A 17,504-nucleotide genomic window follows, 5' to 3' on the forward strand; every position below is an offset into this window, starting at 1 on the left:
ATGGAAGATTTTCATTGGACAAAGCTTTTTAACCCTGAGTTTTACATCACCATGGAAGTGGGTGGAATTCCTATAGGAATTTACATGGTTTTGTTCATTGTTTTTGCTGAAACAGGATTGTTTGCAGGTTTTTTTCTCCCTGGAGATAGCTTGCTTTTTCTCTCGGGTATTTATTCAAGAGAATTAGTACAAACTTTTTTTTATATCCCTAGTGATTTTTCAAATGTTACTGTTTTGTCTTTATTAATAGCAAGCGCAGCTACTTTAGGTAATATGTTTGGTTATTGGTTTGGTGCTAGAAGTGGACAATTTTTATATAAGAAGGAAGATAGTTTCTTTTTTAAGAAAAAATACTTACTTCAATCCCAAGATTTTTTTCAAAGACATGGCGGCAAAGCTATTATTTATGCTCGCTTTCTACCTATTGTTAGAACGTTTGTTCCTATAATTGCTGGAATTGTTCACATGAAAAAGACTAAATTTATGTTCTATAATGTATTGAGTTCTTTAATGTGGTCTTTCTTTTTGGTTTTTGCAGGACATTATTTATATGGTATCTTTTTAAATGAATTTGATATTGATTTAAAAAAACATATTGAAAAAATCATCCTAATCTTAATTGGTGTTACCACTTTTCCTTTAGTGATGAAAGCTATTAAAGCCAAAAGGGAAACTACTAATCCTGAGATATAATGTTTAGTTATTGGGAATTAAAAAATTGGTTTACCAATATAGATTTTACCATTGTAGGTAGTGGGATTGTAGGTTTGCACTGTGCGCTTAGCTTGAGAGAAAAATTTCCAAATGCCAAAATTTTAGTTTTAGAAAAAGGAGTTTTACCACAAGGAGCGAGTACAAAAAATGCTGGTTTTGCTTGTTTTGGAAGCATTTCGGAAATAATTCATGACTTAAAAAATCACAGTGAAGAAGAAGTAATTCAATTAATTCACAAAAGAGTAACTGGGCTAGAATTGTTGAGAAAACGATTAGGAGATACTACTTTAGATTTTAAAGGATATGGTGGATATGAGTTGTTTTTAAAAGAAAATAAGCTTTTATATGAAGAATGTATAGACCAAATTTCTTTCGTAAATAAACTTTTAAAACCTTTGTTTAAAAGCGATGTATTTCAAAAAAGCGAAGATCATTTTCGTTTTAATTCGATTTATAAACCTCTTATTTTTAATTCTTTTGAAGGACAAATAGACACTGGAAATATGATGCAAGCGTTACTAAAACAAGCGGTTGCTAATGATATTTTAATCCTTAATCAACAAGAGGTAACTTTTTTTAATGATTTGAATGATAAAGTGGAAGTAGTTACCAATGAAATCTCATTTGTCACTCAAAAACTGCTTTTCGCAACGAATGGATTTGCCGCTCAATTAACCCAAAATGAATTGCAACCCGCCCGAGCACAAGTTTTGATTACAAAACCAATTGAAAATTTACATATAAAAGGTACTTTTCATTTAGACGAAGGCTATTATTACTTTAGAAATATTGGAAATAGAGTGCTTTTTGGAGGAGGTAGAAACCTCGATTTTGAAGGTGAAACCACCACAGAATTTACTCAAACAAAAATTATTGAAGACCAGTTGGAGCTATTATTAAAAACTGTAATTTTGCCAAATACTGCACACGAAATTGAACAGCGTTGGAGTGGTATTATGGGTGTTGGAAAACAAAAAAAACCTATTGTAAAACAACTTTCTAATAATGTGTATTGTGGAGTGCGATTAGGAGGTATGGGTGTAGCAATAGGTAGCTTAGTTGGTAAAGAATTAGCAGAATTAGTATAGCGTATGGCAAAAAAAACTACTCCTAAAAAGAAAAATACAAAAACGGCCAAAAAAAGAACTTTTGGTCAAAAATTATTTCGTTTCGTTTGGAAAACCGTTCTGTGGTTTAATATTATAAGTGTTTTTTTTGTTTTACTTTATAAATTTGTGCCAGTCCCTTTTACGCCATTAATGATAATAAGGGCTTTAGAACAAAAGGCAGATGGGAAAGAAATGAGTTATTCCCACCATTGGGTTTCTATAGATAATATTTCTCCTAACTTGCAAAAAGCGGTCATTTCAAGTGAAGATGGTAAGTTTTTTGAGCATAATGGTTTCGACTTTTCAGCCATGCAAAAAGCTTTTGAAAAAAACCAAAAAGGTAAAAAGATTAGAGGTGGAAGTACCATTTCGCAGCAAACTGCAAAAAATGTTTTTCTTTGGCCTGGTAGAAGTTATATTAGAAAAGGATTTGAAGCTTATTTTACTTTTTTAATTGAATTATGTTGGAGTAAGAAACGCATTATGGAAGTATATTTGAACAGTATAGAAATGGGTGATGGTGTTTATGGAGCTGAAGCCGCTTCCAAATATTGGTACCACAAACAAGCAAAAAGTTTATCTAAATATGAAGCGGCTGGTATTGCAGCAATATTACCAAACCCTAGAAAATACAATCCAGTTCGTTCTACTAATTACATGAACAGAAGAAAAGCGACTATTTCGAAATATATTGGTTATACCAAATTGGAATATTAAAAAACACTAAAAAATAGAAAAGCCGAAAATTAATTTTCGGCTTTTTTTGTGCCCAAATTCTAGGTAAAAAGATGTTTTTTAAAATTATTTTAACTTTTTTAAAACCATGTGTTGCTTTTCTACGTAGATGATGAAAAGTGTAAAACTGAAACAATTAGATATTATGATTAAAAAACAATTACTATTTATTTTAGCTGTAACAACATTGGGATATGTGAATTCAGCTTATTCACAAAGTCCAATTAGTGGATTTATGCAAGGTAAAGGGAAAGGAAATATTTCTCTTTCATATAGTTCAGAGAAATATGATCAGGTGTATTTAGTGCCCAATTTAGCAGACGGAGTGCCAATCTTTAACGAAGTACAAATTTCAAGTGCTTCATTGTATGCTACTTATGGAATAACAAATCAACTTGACGTAGTTTTCTCTTTACCTTATATTACAGCAAAAGGAGATGCTTCTCAAGAAGTGTTGAATAACTTAGATTATGAAAACAAAAGAAGCGGGTTACAAGATGTTTCTGTTTTTGTAAAGTACAACCCTTTTTACTTTGATTATGGTGCTACTTCTTTACGTTTAATTGGTGCTGTAGGAGTAAAAACACCAGTTGGAGGTTATAAAGAAGATGAAGGGTTGCAATCTATCATTGCAATTGGAAACAGAAGCACTACTGTAAGTGCTATTGGTTTAGCGATGTTCAAAATGGATTCAGGATTTTTTGCTACAGGTCAGTTTGGTGGAAATTTTGCCTCTAATGAAGTGCCAAACTCCTATATATCTGAACTTAAGTTAGGATATGCCGTTTCAAAATTCTATGGAGATGCGTATTTAGCAAATCAATTTTCTACTAGTGGTGTGGATATTTTAGGAGAAGGATTTCAAGGCTTCTTTCCAGCAACAAGAGTAAGTTATACTAAAATTGGAGCAAATGTATATTTGCCAGTTTATCAAGAATTTGGTGTGGCTACGGGAATAAGCACCTTATTAGCGGGAAGAAATATTGGAAAAGCAACAGGTGTTTATGGTGCCTTAGTATACAAATTTTAATGACTAATTCTAAAAATTAATAAAATGAAAAATATAAATATAAAAAGTGCCTTATTTGCCTTTACTCTACTTACAACTTTCGTTTCTTGTGATAATGATTACAAAGAAGAGGCGCCATCCATTGCTTCAATTGCAGTTACAAACGAGGCTTTTAGTACTTTAGAAGCTGCTGCTATTCAAGGTGGAGTAGCTGTAGTTTTAAGTAATCCAAACCCAAATGACCCTTCAGGAGATTATACTGTTTTTGCTCCTACTAATGATGCCTTTGCTAGATTAGGATTAGTAGACGGAGGAAGTTTAGGAGTTCTACAAAATAGCTTTTTAACAAATACGTTATTGTATCATGTTTCCAATGGTAATTTATTGGCCAACCAAATAATGGATGGCGGTACATCAACATCTGCTTTAGGGGTAGATAGACGTTTTGTGATGAGAGAAGGAGATTTGTATATAAATGGTTCGAAAATTATAATTACAAATGTTTCTGCAAGTAATGGTACCGTTCATGCCATTGATAAGGTAATGTTAGCAACAGGTGTTAATATAGTGGAATCTGCTTTATTAATGAATGATGCAAAAGTATTTACTTCACCAGAACTTACGTTTTTAGTTCAAGCGGTTGTAACCTCAGGTTTGGCTCCAGTTTTAGCAGATGAAAATAATCGCTTTACTATTTTTGCTCCAACAGATGCTGCTTTTAAAGCTGCTGGTTTTGCAACAGTTGAAGATGTGGCAAATGCTGATCCATCATTTTTACAACAAGTATTATTAAATCACGCAATAGCAGATGGAGGAACATTTACTTGTGAGCAAACGAGTACCACTGCAACTACAGCGGGAGGCAATACACTAACATATAGTCCTTTTCAAAATGGGGTCTTTACTATTTTAGGAAATAGCAACACGACTCCTGCAAACATGGTAATTCCAGATATTTTATGTTCGAATGGAGTGGTACATGTTATAGATACGGTTTTACTGCCATAATACATACTACTTAACTGAAAAATAGTTAAATTGGAAAGTTCTTTATTTTCTAGTTTAACTATTTTTATTATAAAAAGGTTTTGTCTTATGAATTGCACTATTATAATTATTTTTTTATTTTATAAATCAAGTTTAGAAGAAAAATGTGCTTTTTCAGAAGAAAATGGAAGAGCAACTTAAAAATATAATTGTAATTTGTAGTTTTATAATCAATTGAAAACTATTTTTTTATATCTATTATTTATAATCTCTACAAGCATCTTACATGCTCAAACACCTATTTGTGTTCAATTAACTGAAAAAGATGGGTTGCCTGATTATGAAATTTATGATCTTATTGAAGATACAAAGGGATTTGTATGGATTGCTGCAAATAAAGGTCTTTATCGTTATGATGGTAAAGATTTTTTGCATTTTAATCACCCAAATAAAAGAGGGTTGTCTGTTTTTGGATTAAAATTGGATAAGAAAGGAAGAGTATGGTGTAATACTATTTCTGGACAAATATTTTATATAGAAAAAGAACAAATGCATCTTTTTGCCGATTTTCAAGATAATATTAATGGTAAGCTTCCCGAATTTATAATTGATGATGAAAAATTAATCGTTTTAACAGAAGAAGGTATAATTCAATTGGATTTGAAAACTAGAAAAAAAGTTGTAATAAAAGATACGAGTATTATCTCATCCATGTACAATGCTCCTTTTTTTTACAATGACAAACTCCACCTGTTGCACGGATCTAACTTACTGTCTTATCAACAAAAATCATTTTCTAAACTAAAAAGTTTCAAAACATTACTTTCTTCTGGAAATTATAAAATTATTCCTTTAGAACTATCTGATAATTTACTTTTTTCTATTTACTCAAATCAAATATTTTTCGAATATTATAATCATAATGTTTGGTCAAGAATACCCACTCCTAAAGAGATTGAACATTTGCAAATTAATCAACTATTTTATCATAATAAGGAAATTTGGATGGCTACCAATAAAGGTGTTTATGTATACGAATTGAATTTGAATGCACAATTTTTTTTAAAAAGAACACTTTTAATTGGTGAAAACTGCACCAAAGTTTTGAGAGATAAAAATCTAAATTTTTGGATTAGCACTTTAGATAATGGAATTTTTGTTTTACCTAATCTGGGTATTGCTAAGGTTAATAGTTTGGAACATGAAATAATAACCGATTTTGAATATTTCAATTCGAATACGTTATTATTTGGAACTATAGATGGAAAAATAGGCTGGTTTGATAGTGAAAATTTAAAAACGACTATTTTTTCTTTACCTTCTCAAGCTAAAGTGAATAAAGTTGTTTTTGATTCTTACAGAAATTTAATTTATATAAGTCAAGAAAACAAAGGTTATGTTTGGAATATTCAAAAAAATGAAATTTATAATTGTCCTCAACTGAGTTTAGCAAAAACCCTATTGGTTGAACAAGATGCGCTTATTTTTGGAACTTATAATAAATGTGTCAAGTTCAATTTTAATAATTTTGAATCCTATTCTGTTTCTAAATCCATACTTAATACTATTCCTAAAAATAATCCTACTTTGTTTATTTTTAAAAATGCAACTATACGCAATAAAAGAACTTATACTGCAGCTAAAAATAAAGAAAATGAATATTGGATAAGTTATGTGGATAATCTTTTTTACTATAGTAATGATAGTACATTCAAAAAAGTAAAACACAAAAACAAGCCGGTTTTTGCAGTTGATATTTTAACTGATAATGATGCTTGGGTATCCACTTTTGAGAACGGACTCTTATTGTTAAATGAAGATCAGGTTAAAAAATCTTATACAACAGACGAAGGTTTGTTGTCTAATTATTTAGGAAAAATTCAAAATGACTCCTCTTTTCTTTGGATTACTACAAATCAAGGTTTACAAAAATTTAACAAGAAAACAAACCAATTTAGCAACTTGTTAAAGAGTGATGGTTTAGAAACCTATGATTATTATGATATGCAAGTTATTGGTGATTACTTGTTTTTAAGTTCTAGAAAAGGCGTTTATCGAGTTCATAAACAGAATGCATTTAAAAAAAATATAACTCCAGATATTTTTTTTACTACTGTTGAAGTGAATGGAGTGAATCAAAAAATTAAAGAAAAATATGATCTTGATTTTGAGAAAAGTTCAATTAAAATATCGTTTAATATTACAGGGTTTCAAAAAGAAGCATTTATTGATTATGAATATCGATTAACGCCTTTAAATAAAGATTGGCAAAAGACTGATAATGGATTAAATGTTCTAAGATATAACAGTTTATCTGCTGGAGAATATGCTTTAGAAGTTCGTGCTAAACACAAAAATGGTTTACCTTCTCAAAAGAAAACCATAAGCTTAATTGTGCATGCTCCTTTTTGGAAGAAATGGTGGTTTTATGCCTCATTAGCAGTTGCTTTTTTACTCTTAATTGGTTTGTACAATTATTACAGAAATCAAAAGAAGACAAGAGAACAAGAATTAACTTTAGAAAAAACCAAAGTAGAAAGAGAATTGTTGTTTTCTCAATTAGAAAATTTACGCTCACAAATGAATCCTCATTTTATTTTTAATGCATTAAATTCTATTCAAGAGTATATCGTTACAAATGAAAAAGATATGGCAAGTACTTATCTAGTTAAATTTTCACGTTTAATAAGAATGTATTTAGATCATAGTAGAACTCAAGATGTTTTATTGCAAAATGAAATAAAAGCTTTACAACTATATTTAGATTTAGAAAAAGATAGATTTGAAGATACTTTAGAGTATGATATACAAATACAAGATAATCTTATTAGTCAGAATCTTTATATACCTTCTTTATTTATACAACCCTATGTAGAAAATGCAATTAAACATGGTTTATTGCATAAACCTTCGAATAGGCAATTAATAATTAAATTTTATATTCATGACAACCTTTTATTTTGTGAAATTTTTGATAATGGAGTAGGAAGAGTAGAAGCTCTAAAAATAAAAAGTGTAAGACCTGAAAATCATCAATCATTTGCAACTTCCGCAAATGAAAAAAGAGTTAATTTATTAAACCGAATGAGGCAAAATAAAATTAAAGTTTTTATTGAAGATTTGCAGGATGAAAATGGTCAAGCTTGTGGTACTAAAGTGATAATACAAATCCCAATTAAAAAAAATGAAAGCAATAATAATTGATGATGAAGCAAAATCAAGAAGACTGATTCAAATCATGATTCAGGAAAATTGTACAGAAATAGAGTCTGTTTTTGAAGCATCCGATTTAGAGTCTGGAGTAGCATTAATTAAGAAAGAACAACCTCAATTGGTTTTTCTAGATATTGAAATGCCAAAATATTCAGGTTTGCAAATTGTTGATTTTTTTCAGCCTTACGAAATGACTTTTGAAATCATTTTTATAACGGCTTATAATGAGTATGCGCTTCAAGCTTTTAAACTTGCAGCCATAGACTATTTATTAAAACCAGTAGACAAATCTGAATTTATACAAGCGGTTCGAAAAGCAAAAGTAAGTTTAGAAAATGAAAAAGTGAATCAAAATTTAGAAGAATTAAAAAAGGCTTTCCAACAATTGTCATTAAATAAAATGGCGTTAGAAGTTCCAAAAGGAGTTCGCTTTGTTTCACATGATGATATTTTATTATTTGAAGCTGACGGAATGTATACCAAAGTTTATTTAAAGGATAATCAAACCGAATTAATTTGTAAACCCTTAAAACATTTTGTAGACCAATTGCAACAAAAAGCTATTTTTTATAAACCACATCGATCTTATCTAATTAATTTAAAGTATTTAAAAGAATTGTCGAAAAATGATGGTTTTTATCTTGTTATGGAGAATCACAAATCTATTCCGCTTTCGAAAGAAAAGAAAGAGGAGTTTATGAATTTAATAAATGATGTTTTTTAAAAAAGGTCTTTCAGCAAAAAAAAAGAAGGTTTCAGCAAAAAAATTAAAAATATAGAAGGATTCCGTTACAAATTTGTTTCATAAATAATATAATTATGAAAATAAAATTACTTTTTTCGGGATTTTTATTCTGCTTAATTAGTTGGGGTCAAGTTCCCACAAATGGTTTAGTAAAAGAATATGATTTTACTTTTGGTACAAATAATCAGTATTTAACTTCAAATGTACAATCCAACTTGCAGTCAGGTGTAGTCAACCTATCTAGAACAGGCTTAAATGGTTCGGTTACAACAGATCGATTAGGTGAATCTCAACGAGCTGTAGTTTTAAATGGAGATTACTATCAATCAGGCGGAACAGAACAACAATTTGTTAATGCTTATACCATCAGCTTTTGGATGAAAAGTAGTACTGTTGATACTAATTCTAGAAGAATAATTGATCAAAAGGGAAGTTCTCCATCACATGGGTTTAATGTTATTCTATTTAATGGCAAAATTCGTTTTTTTCAAGATTTTGGTTACGGAAATACTTCCATTACAGATGTGGGAACTGTTTTTAATGCAACAGCAAATACTGTAGCAGATGGCTCTTGGCATCATGTTGTTTGTACGGTTAATTCGACAGCAACAAGCGTAGTACTTTCACCATATGTAGCTTGGACTATAAATTATTATTCAAAAGTATATATAGACAATGTGCTGGTTGGTACTGCAAATCAAACAGTAACACCTTCTTATACGAGCGGGCAATTAGTGCGAGAAGCGATAAACCGATTTCAACCTTTGTATTTTGGTAGTTACCCAGGAAATACTACAGCTACCAATAAATATACCGACTATCTAGATCAAGTGAAATACTATGAAAGAGAATTAAATGATTCTGAAATAAGCGAATTATTTTATGAGGGTCATCCGCAACAGCCTATTTATGTTAATGCAAATGCAACTGGGAATAACGATGGTACTTCATGGGCAAATGCTTATACTAATTTGCAAACGGCTATAGATAATAATTTTTATAAAGATGATATTTGGGTTGCAGCGGGTATTTATACTCCTACGAGTGGTGGTAGAAACTCAACTTTTTTAATTTCGGATAGAATGAATATGTACGGTGGATTTAATGGAACAGAGTCCACTCTTGAGCAACGTGATTTTAGGGCAAATGTTACTGTTTTAAACGGAGATGTTAATGGTAACGATAACTCAAACGTAAACCCTACAGAACCCTCACGAGCCGATAATCTTTATCATATTTTAACATTGAAAGGTCAAATCTCTAATGCAATAATAGATGGATTTACTTTTTCTGGAGCGAATGCAAATGGTACTAGCGTAACTTCAGGTACGCCAAGCGCGCAATATTTAAATAATAGAGGAGGAGCTGTCTTTGTTCATACCTATGTTTCAAATGAAAATATTAAAGCAACATTTTCAAATTGTACTTTTGATGAAAATACAGCTACCGATACTGCTGTCTATGCGAATTGGTTCTCAACAGGAGTTAGTCAAATGAACCATGACGTTAATTTTGAGAGTTGTATTTTTAAAAATAATTTTTCAACTCAAAATGCTCAAGTATTGTTTTTGGGATCAAATGGATTTGGCCAAACTCATATAGGAAAGGTAATAAACTGCTTGTTTTATAATAATACATCAATAAATGGACCCGCAGCAATCTATTTTTTTACAAGCACGGCTAATGGAGGAAATTCTTTAGGCGTTGTAGTAGAAGTAATCAACTCTACCTTTAGCTCGAATAATGGGAACTTTGGAAACACCATTCGATTTGATAATAGTCCAAGAGTTACAATGATTAATAGTATTGTATACGGAAATGGTAGCACAACACCTCTTTCGGGCTCTTCATATTATACAACCGTTAATTCTATTGTTCAAGGCGGACAAATGGGAGGAAGTGATACAGACCCACTTTTAGATATTGAATTTAAATTAACCGCTTCTTCTCCAGCTATTAATTCAGGAAATGATGCATTGGTACCTGGGAATATCTTAGTTGACTTAGCGGGAAATAATAGATTTGTAGGAACAATTGATAAAGGCGCTTATGAATATGATGCATCACTTGAGTCTAATGAATTTCAATCTTTTTCAGATTTCTTTATTTATCCTAACCCAACTTATGGTACGATCTATATTCAATCTCAAGAAGTAATTAAAAGAGTTGAATTGTACTCAATTGATGGAAGAAAACTTCTTGAAACTAAAAACAGTGTTATCCAAATTGATGATTTACCTTCTGGAATTTATCTAGTTTCTATAGAAGCTGAAAATAATACTAAAGGGTCACAAAAAATTATAAAACAATAATGATAAAAAGGATTTTGATATAACTCTTATTTCAACTGATTTAGTTTTAAATCGCTTAAATTTAGATAGAAATAAATAAGTTTTAGAAATTTTAATAGAAATAAAGTCCTGGGTTGGTCAGGACTTTATTTGTATTAAAAAGTAACATTTGATTACAATTTACGACTAATTATCATAAACCAAAATAAATAAATTATGCAAGCACATGAAATAGATTACCAAATTTTTGGTGAAGAAATGCAGTATGTAGAAATAGAATTGGATCCACAAGAGGTGGTTGTTGCTGAAGCAGGAAGTTTTATGATGATGGAAAATGGTATTAAAATGGAAACCATTTTTGGAGACGGAAGCAAACAAGAAGGCGGTATTTTTGGAAAACTTATTTCTGCTGGGAAAAGAGTTTTAACGGGTGAAAGTTTGTTTATGACAGCTTACCAAAACGTAGAATATGGCAAAAAGAAAGTTTCTTTTGCATCTCCTTATCCTGGTAAAATTGTACCTATTGATTTACAAAAATACGGTGGTAAATTTGTCTGTCAAAAAGATGCTTTTTTATGTGCTGCCAAAGGAGTTTCTGTGGGGATTGATTTTTCCAGAAAATTAGGCAGAGGTTTATTTGGTGGAGAAGGATTTATCATGCAAAAATTAGAAGGGGATGGTATGGCATTTGTTCATGCTGGAGGAACATTGGCAAGAAAAGAATTGCAAGCTGGAGAAATTTTAAAAGTAGATACGGGTTGTATTGTTGGGTTTACCAAAGATGTACAATATGATATCGAATTTGTAGGAGGAATAAAAAATACTATTTTTGGAGGTGAAGGTGTGTTTTTTGCCACCTTAAGAGGTCCTGGAGTCGCTTATATACAATCGCTGCCGTTTAGTAGATTGGCAGACAGAGTAATCCAAGCAGCACCACAAATGGGAGGAAAAGATAAAGGAGAAGGAAGTTTGTTAGGTGGTTTGGGAAGAATGTTAGATGGTGATAATAGTTTTTAGAGTTATTATTATAGTATAAAAAAATCCTGCTCATTGAGCAGGATTTTTTATGTGATAATTTTTTATTTTTCCAAATCTCTTACACCCATATTATAAAGTGCAAAAGCTTGAATATCTACATATTCTTGAATGATTGCTTCAGTAGATTTTCCTGCACCATGTCCAGCATTAACATCTATACGAATTAAAGTTGGGTTTGGCCCTGTTTGTTTTTCTTGTAATTCTGCTGCAAATTTAAAACTATGTGCTGGCACAACACGGTCGTCATGATCTCCTGTTGTAACTAATGTTGCTGGATATTGTGTTCCTGCTTTAACATTATGAACAGGCGAATACCCTTTTAAATAACTATACATTTCTTGACTTTGTTCGCTTGTTCCATAATCATATGCCCAACCAGCACCTGCTGTAAAAGTATGATAACGAAGCATGTCTAAAACACCTACTCCTGGGAAAGCTACTTTCATTAAATCTGGCCTTTGTGTCATGGTTGCTCCTACTAATAGTCCGCCATTAGAGCGTCCAGAAATAGCTAAATAATCTGTAGAAGTATATTTTTCTTTGATTAAGTATTCAGCAGCAGCTATGAAATCGTCAAAAACATTTTGCTTTTGCATTTGTGTACCGGCATCATGCCATTTTTTGCCATATTCACCACCACCTCTTAAATTGGGTACTGCATAAACACCACCATTTTCTAACCAAACAGCATTCGCAACACTAAAACTTGGTGTTAAACTAATATTGAACCCACCATAACCGTATAACATCGTAGGGTTTTTACCATTCAATTCCAAACCTTTTTTGTAGGTAATAATCATCGGTACTTTAGTGCCATCTTTTGAGGTATAAAATACTTGTTTTGATTCATAATTATCCGAATTGAAATCTACTTTTGGTTTTTGATAAATTTCAGATTTTCCAGTTTTTGGATCATACGAATAAATAGTTCCAGGTGTAGTATAATTGGTAAACGAATAATATAAAGTTGTTTCTTCTTTCTTTCCGCCAAAACCACCAGCAGAACCAATACCAGGTAAAGCAACTTCACGAACTAATTTTCCATTATAATCGTATTGTTTAATATTAGAAACTGCATCTTTCATATATTCAGCAAAAATGAAACCTCCTCCTGTAGAAATAGACAACACGTTTTCCGTTTCAGGAATTAAATCAACCCAGTTTTCTTGTTTTGGATTTTTTATATCAAACGTAACCAATCGTTGATTAGGTGCATTATAATCTGTAATAACATAAAACTTTGTACCCATGTTATCTACAATGCCATTATTTGTTTCAAAATTATTTACAATATTAATGATGCCGCCATTTGAATTTAGGTCTTTGTAATATAATTCATTTCCAGTGGTGGAAGTGGAAGCAGAAATAATTAAATAATTTTCATCTTCCGTTACATAACCACTAACATATCTTCTTTTGACTTTGTCTCCAAAAATGATTTTATCTTGTTTTTGAGAAGTACCCAATTTGTGAAAATACAATTTATGTTGGTCTGTTTTTGCAGATAACTCACTACCGTTTGGTTTGTCATAACTAGAATAATAAAAACCTTCATTTTTATACCAAGACATACCGCTGAATTTTACATCTACTAATGTATCCCCAATAATTTCTTTGGTATCTGTATTTACTACAATTACTTTTCTCCAGTCACTTCCTCCTTCTGAAATGGCATAAGCAGCTAAACTTCCATCTTTAGTGAAATTGATACCTCCTAAAGAAGTAGTGCCGTCTTTTGAAAAGGTATTGGGATCTAAAAAGGGTTCTTCTTTACCAGCTTCATCTTTTCTGTATAGAACAGATTGGTTTTGCAAACCATTATTTTTATAAAAATAGGTGTATTTTCCTTCTTTAAATGGAGCAGAAATTCTTTCGTAGTTCCAAAGTTTTTCCATTCTTTCTTTCAATGCATTTCGAAACGGAATTTTTTCTAAATAGCCAAAAGTGACTTCGTTTTGTGCTTTTACCCATGCTTTTGTTTCTTCGCTATGATCATCTTCTAACCATCTGTAAGGGTCTTGAATTTGTTCGTCAAAATAAGTGTCGGTAGTGTCTACTTTTTTAGTTACGGGATAGGTAACACTCATGTCTATTTCTTTCATTTCTTTTTTTTCTTCTTTTTTGCAGCTGACAATAGTAAGTACTGCACAAAGAAAAGTGATTGTTTTTTTCATTGGTTAGGATTTAGTTGTTTCACAAAAATAAACAATTGAAAAGGATGCAATTGTTAATGAAAACCTAATTATTATTTGAAACCTAATTTGATAAAATTTGTTTATTCTGTAATTTAAAAATCAAAATTCAAACCTAAAATAATAGTTCTACCCATGTTTGGAATACCATCGTTTTTCAATCGTGATAGATGCGCAATGTAGGTTTTGTCTAAGATATTGTTTGCATTTAAATAAATTCCAAAAGTATTTTTATTCGTTTTTATAGTTCCGCCAAAACCTAAATTAACTAAGGTGTAATCTAACGAGCTTGTTTCAAATGCACTCACATTATTTTGATTGAAGGTGTAATTAATTTGAGCAAAGCAATAGTTTTTGGTAAACCAATCCGAAATCTGAAATTCAGTTCGAATGTTGTTTTTAATTTGATTCGCAGGAATTAAAGGTAAAAAGTTTCCGTTTTCTTGTTTTCCAGTTACGGTTTCAAAACTGGTTCTTAGGTGTAACCAATCCAAAGGGTGTGGATGAAAATGAATTCCGGTTTCTCCACCAAAAAGCGTTGCGTTGTTTTGAAGGTATTCAAACACGTCATTATCGTCTAGAACTGCTCCAGTTGGAGAAATAAAAATGTAATTGGTAATATGATTATAAAAACCGTTAACAAAAAACTCAAAGTGTTCACTATTGTATTCTAGATTCACATCCGCTTGAAAATTCTGTTCGTTTTTTAAATTTGAATTTCCTATTTCATAACGGTTACTTCCTTCATGAACACCATTTGAAGTAAGTTCTGCTAAATTAGGAGCTCTAAAGCCTGAAGCTAGATTAATTCTTGAAATAATTTTATCGGTAAGAGTTGTTTTATATCCTAAAGCAAAATTGAAGCTTTGAAAATGGTTGTTTATTGCAGCAAAATAGCCTTCTTCTCCTTCTTCTCCATGTGTTGATGTTGTAATGTTTCTTCTATCATAGCGAATACCAGCTTGTATAGCATTTTTATTCCACTCATAATTAGAAGTCACAAAGAAACCATAATCATTTACAGTAGCATTAGGAATTAATAGCTCTTCTCCAAAATTTTCATTGGTTTGATGCATCCCTTGTGTTCCTATAATCGTTTCTATACTTTTCCATTTAGGTAAATAATATTTTAGATTGTAATTGGCTGTTTTTAATTTCATATGTAGTGCAATTTCATCTACAGCTTCTAATTCTTTACGATTGTTAAAAATGTATCCCAAATCAGCTTCAATTTTGGAATTTTTAAAGAAGAATTTATTCGTAAGACTTAAAATATGATTGTCAATATCTTGTTTTGGAAATAATGGGTTTCTAAATCCTGACGCTTCAATCTCTTCTTCTGGTAACCCCAAATCTAAATTATTGTAATTGTATCTAAAATCTGTTGAAAAATGAGAATTGGCAAAACCTAGTCCGTATTTTAAATCTTTTTCAATTGAACGTGTATTAACAATGCGTTCACCATTAGGAATTTTATAATCTGCTTGTGAATTATAATTGGCTCTCAATAATAATTTCCAGTTATTGGGAGAAGCCTTAAAACCAAATGAAGTATTGGTGCCTTGTGTATTACTATAGAATTGCTGATTTACATTAGTTGCAAAGGTGTTGTTTTTTGCAAATTTTTCTGGATTGAAATACAAAACACCTCCAATTGCATCGGAGCCATATAAAAGGGAAGCAGGTCCTTTAATAACTTCCACACTTTCAATTCCAGAAGCACTTAATCCTAAACCGTGTTCTTCTCCAAATTGTTGGTTTTCCAAACGAACCCCTTGTGCATAAACCAACACTCGATTGGAACTTAATCCTCTTATAACAGGTTTACCAATAGAGGCTCCTGTTGAAACTTGATTGACTCCAGCAATAGAGGCTACGCCTTCCATCAAAGAAGAAGCTCCATTTTCTTGCATTTGTTTTAAAGTTTGATGCTCTACTTTCATTACATTTTGAGACTGTATTTTGTTAAAGGAAGTAGAGACTACAATTTCATCTAAATGTTGTTCTTTTTCTTGTAAAGTAAAGTTTAACGTAACCTCTTTTTGATTACTGTTGATTTTTTCTGTTTTTTGTTCGTATCCATATAAATATACAACAACAGTTATATTTCCTTTTGGTATATTGGTCACAATATATAAACCGTTACTGTCGGTTTCAGCATAAGAATTGTTTTCAATAATATGAACAGCAACATTTTGTAATGGCGTATTGTTTGTTGAAGTTATTGTACCGGTTAAAGTGTTTTGAGCGTAACTAAAACTAGCTACTATAAGTAGCATGTATAAAAATAGGTTTTTCATTTTATTTCATTTAATAATATATAGGAATAGTTCACAAATAAGGGTGTTTATCTGTGAAAAGTATTTTGCTTTTTTGGCAAAATAGTGTACTACAATTAAATGAAATTAGGCGGACCTCTTAAAGAGAATAGACTTCCACTAAAGAAGGATAAGGCTTCTTTTACACTAAAAGAATACGGACTTTCTTTAAATGGGAAGTAAAAAGAATAAGTGAAGATTTTTGGTGACAAAAAAGAGGCAAATTTAAAATCACACACGTGACATTGCTCTTTTTCTGTAATTTGAATATGAAGCTGTTTTTTGTTGGATGAAGTATCAAGATTCTCAATTGTAGGATTGGAATGATGACGCAAAATATGTAAAGATTGATAACTCACAGCTAAAATAACCGCAAGCATTACTGCAAAGTTGAGTATGGCAATCTTTTGTTTCATGAATCGCAAATATAAAGACTTATTTTATTTTTTCTAATTCTGTATGAAAATAAATACTATTTTTAAGAAATTTAATTTTTTAATCCTATGAAAAAACTTTTGTTTTTATTTGTAAGCTCTATTCTGTTGTCATGTAGTAATGATTCTAATGATAATTCTGGTGAAACCACTAATTCTGTTGCTTTTTTTAAAGCTACTGTTGGTTCTACTACTTTAAATTATATTCAAGACAATTCAAGTAATCCTAGTTATTATAATCAACCTTATGTAGGTTATAGTGGTATAAGTAGTAATAGATCTTATTACTACGCTGCTGCTATGGTTCCTTTTAGCGGTTTTGATGATTTTCCTTCTTTAGAATTAACGATGCACAATATGTATCAGTCTGATGATGAAGCTAGTGAAACGGTTAATTTTAATACAACGTTTGCTGTAAAACCTGTTAACTTTATTACTTACGAACAAGATAATAATTTGGTAAAAGGGGTAAGTGTAACTTATAAAAATGCTAACGGTGATTTATATACTACTTTAGCGGGTAGTCAAGATAATAGTGCCATTATGTATAACACAGGTGTTGCTGGAACGAATGATTTTGGTTTTCAAACACAAACTATTACAGGATCTGTGAATTGTAAATTGTATAATGAAAATGACGTGAATGATGTAATCGTATTAACGAACGGTACATTTAAGCTTGTTTTTCAAGAGTTTGATTAATATTAAATCAAAATAGT

At 30.9% G+C, this 17,504-nt stretch carries 13 protein-coding genes; 10 read left to right on the forward strand and 3 right to left on the reverse strand.

Translation table 11 applies throughout. The features are described 5' to 3' along the window. From FHG05_RS11675 to FHG05_RS11715, 9 genes are all read left to right on the forward strand, one after another. A complete protein-coding gene (locus tag FHG05_RS11675; RefSeq protein WP_140998206.1) occupies positions 1-693 on the forward strand; it encodes a DedA family protein in 693 nt (230 codons plus the stop codon). Beyond that, positions 690-1,802 carry an NAD(P)/FAD-dependent oxidoreductase gene (locus tag FHG05_RS11680; RefSeq protein WP_140998207.1) on the forward strand — a complete coding sequence of 371 codons (1,113 nt, stop codon included), beginning with the start codon at positions 690-692 and terminating at the stop codon, positions 1,800-1,802. Before FHG05_RS11675 ends, FHG05_RS11680 begins: the two co-directional genes overlap by 4 nt. A gap of 3 nt (positions 1,803-1,805) precedes the next feature. Beyond that, complete coding sequence (mtgA, locus tag FHG05_RS11685; RefSeq protein WP_140998208.1) at positions 1,806-2,540, forward strand: monofunctional biosynthetic peptidoglycan transglycosylase; 735 nt, start codon at positions 1,806-1,808, stop codon at positions 2,538-2,540. Positions 2,541-2,703: 163 nt separating this feature from the next. Then, positions 2,704-3,588 carry a hypothetical protein gene (locus FHG05_RS11690; protein ID WP_140998209.1) on the forward strand — a complete coding sequence of 295 codons (885 nt, stop codon included), beginning with the start codon at positions 2,704-2,706 and terminating at the stop codon, positions 3,586-3,588. Between the two features lie 24 nt (positions 3,589-3,612). Next, a complete protein-coding gene (locus tag FHG05_RS11695; protein WP_140998210.1) occupies positions 3,613-4,575 on the forward strand; it encodes a fasciclin domain-containing protein in 963 nt (320 codons plus the stop codon). Positions 4,576-4,788: 213 nt separating this feature from the next. Next, positions 4,789-7,758 carry a sensor histidine kinase gene (locus tag FHG05_RS11700; RefSeq protein WP_140998211.1) on the forward strand — a complete coding sequence of 990 codons (2,970 nt, stop codon included), beginning with the start codon at positions 4,789-4,791 and terminating at the stop codon, positions 7,756-7,758. Continuing rightward, complete coding sequence (locus FHG05_RS11705; protein ID WP_140998212.1) at positions 7,739-8,491, forward strand: LytR/AlgR family response regulator transcription factor; 753 nt, start codon at positions 7,739-7,741, stop codon at positions 8,489-8,491. The genes FHG05_RS11700 and FHG05_RS11705 overlap by 20 nt, the downstream gene beginning before the upstream one ends. Before the next feature lie 95 nt (positions 8,492-8,586). Further along, positions 8,587-10,824 (forward strand): T9SS type A sorting domain-containing protein, encoded by a 2,238-nt coding sequence (locus tag FHG05_RS11710; RefSeq protein WP_140998213.1) that lies wholly within the window; start codon positions 8,587-8,589, stop codon positions 10,822-10,824. Between the two features lie 195 nt (positions 10,825-11,019). Further along, positions 11,020-11,820, forward strand: coding sequence for a TIGR00266 family protein (locus FHG05_RS11715; protein ID WP_140998214.1), 801 nt, complete (start codon positions 11,020-11,022; stop codon positions 11,818-11,820). Positions 11,821-11,882: 62 nt separating this feature from the next. On the opposite strand, the gene FHG05_RS11720 is transcribed toward FHG05_RS11715, so the two are convergent. The 3 genes from FHG05_RS11720 to FHG05_RS11730 all read right to left on the reverse strand — a co-directional run bounded on the left by FHG05_RS11720 (position 11,883) and on the right by FHG05_RS11730 (position 16,767). Then, positions 11,883-14,015 carry a prolyl oligopeptidase family serine peptidase gene (locus tag FHG05_RS11720; RefSeq protein ID WP_140998215.1) on the reverse strand — a complete coding sequence of 711 codons (2,133 nt, stop codon included), beginning with the start codon at positions 14,013-14,015 and terminating at the stop codon, positions 11,883-11,885. A gap of 113 nt (positions 14,016-14,128) precedes the next feature. After that, positions 14,129-16,333, reverse strand: a complete 2,205-nt coding sequence (locus FHG05_RS11725) for a TonB-dependent receptor (protein ID WP_140998216.1) — start codon at positions 16,331-16,333, stop codon at positions 14,129-14,131. A 95-nt stretch (positions 16,334-16,428) separates the two neighbouring features. Beyond that, positions 16,429-16,767, reverse strand: coding sequence for a hypothetical protein (locus FHG05_RS11730; protein ID WP_140998217.1), 339 nt, complete (start codon positions 16,765-16,767; stop codon positions 16,429-16,431). 87 nt (positions 16,768-16,854) lie between these two features. Here FHG05_RS11730 and FHG05_RS11735 point away from each other — a divergent pair, with 87 nt between their 5' ends. Then, positions 16,855-17,487 (forward strand): hypothetical protein, encoded by a 633-nt coding sequence (locus tag FHG05_RS11735; protein WP_140998218.1) that lies wholly within the window; start codon positions 16,855-16,857, stop codon positions 17,485-17,487. Positions 17,488-17,504 lie beyond the last annotated feature (17 nt).

It is taken from the genome of Flavobacterium profundi, from assembly GCF_006491645.1.
GTDB classification, from domain to species: Bacteria; Bacteroidota; Bacteroidia; order Flavobacteriales; family Flavobacteriaceae; genus Flavobacterium; species Flavobacterium profundi.